We start from the raw sequence: 2,568 nt of genomic DNA on the forward strand, positions 1-2,568 counted from the left end.
CGGCCGTGGGGTCCTCGTCGCCCCACGGGTAGCGCCGGGAGCGGCCGCTGACCGGCTCGTGCCGTGCGGCCTTTTCCCACTCAACCTCAGTGGGCAGGCGCCGCCCGGCCCAGCGGGCGTAGGCCTCGGCTTCGAAGAACGACACATGCTGAACGGGGTCGTCCACGGGAACCGGCTCGAGAACACCGAAACAGGTCCGCCACCACTGGTGACCGTCCCGCTTCCAGTACTTCGGTGCAGTCAATCCGTCATCGTTGCGATGGCTCCACCCCTCAGCAGTCCACCAGCCAGGGTTCGAGTACCCGCCGTCATTCAAAAAATCCATGAAGGCGCCATTGCTGACGGGAACCGTGTCGATCCAGTATCCGGGAACGTGCACCTCATGGGCCGGCCGTTCGTTATCCAGTGCCCAGGGCTCCACCGAAGTGCCCATCGTGAAGGAGCCGGCCGGCACATGCACTTCCGGCGGAAGCGCCGTGGCACTACGGGCCAGCACACCGGGCTCCGGATTCACTGGGTGCAGCACAGGTTCCCCTGCACGGAGTTGATGGGTCGCCAGCATGGTCTCGGCATGCTGCTGTTCGTGCTGGATCATCATGCCGAAAGCGAACCCGCCCTCCAGCAGCGGCGAACCTTCCAGTGGGACCCGGTCCAGGATGTCCAGCGTCTTGGAGCGGACCTCAGCGAGGTAGCCGCGGGATTCCGAGGGAGCCAGCAGCGGCAGTGAGGGGCGGCTGCTGCGCGAATGCTCGAAGGCGTCGTAAAGCTTGTCGATCTCCGGGCGCAGCGGCTCCATCCCGCCGACGTCGCGGACAAGCCATTGTTCCTCCTGGCTGCCCACATGCGCCAGATCCCAGACCAGGGGAGACATCAGCGGCGAATGCTGCTTGAGCAATTCCTCCTCGTCGCACGCGGTGAGGGCGTGGGTACGACGGCGCGCACGCTCAAGGCCCTCAGCAATGAAGGAACGCAATTTTTCAGGGGCAACGACGGCACTTACGGGAACCGGATTTGTCATCGGGCGTTTTCCTTTCGCTGTGTGGGATTCGAGAACCGGCCGGTGCGGCGCCAGTCGTCGATCCGCTGGTCTGCGGGAGAGCGCCCGCGTGCTGCGTACTGCTCAATGAACGCTTCCACCCTGGTCCTTGTGCCGGCGTCGACATTCAGCCGGTCCATGGCATCCAGCGCTGCCTCGGCGCAAATCCGCCCTGCTTTGGCGAGGACAGGATCCGCCAGCCCATCCCGTGCCGCGACGGTCATTGGATCGGGCAGTGCGGTCACTGGCGTACATGCATCGGCAGCGGTGTCGGCTGCCCGTTCGTCCTCCACCAGTGCAGTCGTGATCGCGGCGGCGGCTTCCCAGTCGGAGCCGGCCTGGGCGTCGATAACCCGGATCTCAAGGAATCCGCGGGGGCGGATGAACGGAAAGAGGGTGCTGAGATGGTAGTCGAGGTCCTCCCGCGTGACGGGTCGGGGGCCGTGCCCGCGCAGCCAGCCGCGCATGGTCAAGCCTCGCGGTGCTTCCCATGAACCCTGTGACGCCGGAATGCACAGAATCGACGCATCGAGGGCGTAGCGGGCCCACGCGGACGGCGGGTCGTCGGAATCCGGAACGGGAGACGTACGGGACGGGTCGGTTTTCAGCCACACTGCCTGGCGGGTACTCTGCCAGCCGCTGGGCGATCCATGCCGGAAGGGGGAGTTGGCAAAAAGTGCGACGAGCACCGGCGCGAGACGATGAAGCCGCTGCCAACGCTGCACCGCGCTGCCGGTACCGTTTCCGGGAAGACCGGCATCCAGACATACCTGCAGGGATGAAGTGGAGCACATCATGGTCCGCCCGGCGGGCCCTGAACGATCAAAATGGGTTTCCATGGCTGCGTACCGGGGATGATCCAGCGTCCGCACCGGCGGACGGGCTGGATCCAGTGCGACGCTGCTGAACTGCAGTCCCGCCTCCTCGAAAATACCGTCAATGGCGGCGAGGTCTGCTCTTGTAGCTTCGATGACCGAGGGTAGGTCATCTCCGCAGGCCGAGCTCAATTCCAGCTGCCCTCCCGGCTCGAAGGTGATGACACCGCCACCGGGAAGATCGGTCTCCACCTTTGCGGCAACAGACCGGACTTCAGCTACCGGCACAGGGCGCCGAGAATCGGACGCATCGAGCACGATCCGTTCGATTTCCACGCCCACGGCTCCCGGAGGGCCGGTCTTGAAACACACCGACGCGACATAAATTTCCGCCTCGGTCTCCGACAGCGGCCTTGAATTCCGCTCCAACCCTGACATCGACACCAAAACTTACTATCCCTTCATCGTGATGCACTCACATCAATAGCTAAACAGTCCTTCAACCAGCAACGAAGCCCGTGTAGTTCCTGCTCCTATCCGTTGGCAACAACACGTTCTTTCCAGCGCGGTGCGTCATTTTCTTGAGGGCGGCTGTACCGATTGTTCCCGGCGCCCCCTGCCCATCCCGGCCAAAGAGCGCCCGGCTTCGTGATTCACCCGAGAGCCCGCGCCGGGCGGAGGTTTTCACTCCGCCTCGGCCGCAACTCTCCGACAGGC

General features: G+C 64.4%; 3 protein-coding genes. All 3 read right to left on the reverse strand.

What is annotated here, in order from left to right:
* Nucleotides 1-1,018: SUMF1/EgtB/PvdO family nonheme iron enzyme (locus tag Y707_RS26010; RefSeq protein ID WP_081744867.1), on the reverse strand; the 1,018-nt coding region annotated here is incomplete at its 3' end.
* Entirely contained in the window at nucleotides 1,015-2,289 is a 1,275-nt protein-coding gene (gene egtA / locus Y707_RS26015; protein ID WP_051442001.1) for an ergothioneine biosynthesis glutamate--cysteine ligase EgtA, read from the reverse strand. The genes Y707_RS26010 and egtA, both read right to left, overlap by 4 nt.
* A gap of 61 nt (nucleotides 2,290-2,350) precedes the next feature.
* A partial coding sequence (locus Y707_RS32185) for a hypothetical protein (RefSeq protein ID WP_216699253.1) occupies nucleotides 2,351-2,568 on the reverse strand: 218 nt, incomplete at its 5' end.

Source organism: Arthrobacter sp. H14, from assembly GCF_000520495.1.
Classification (GTDB): Bacteria; Actinomycetota; Actinomycetes; order Actinomycetales; family Micrococcaceae; genus Arthrobacter_C.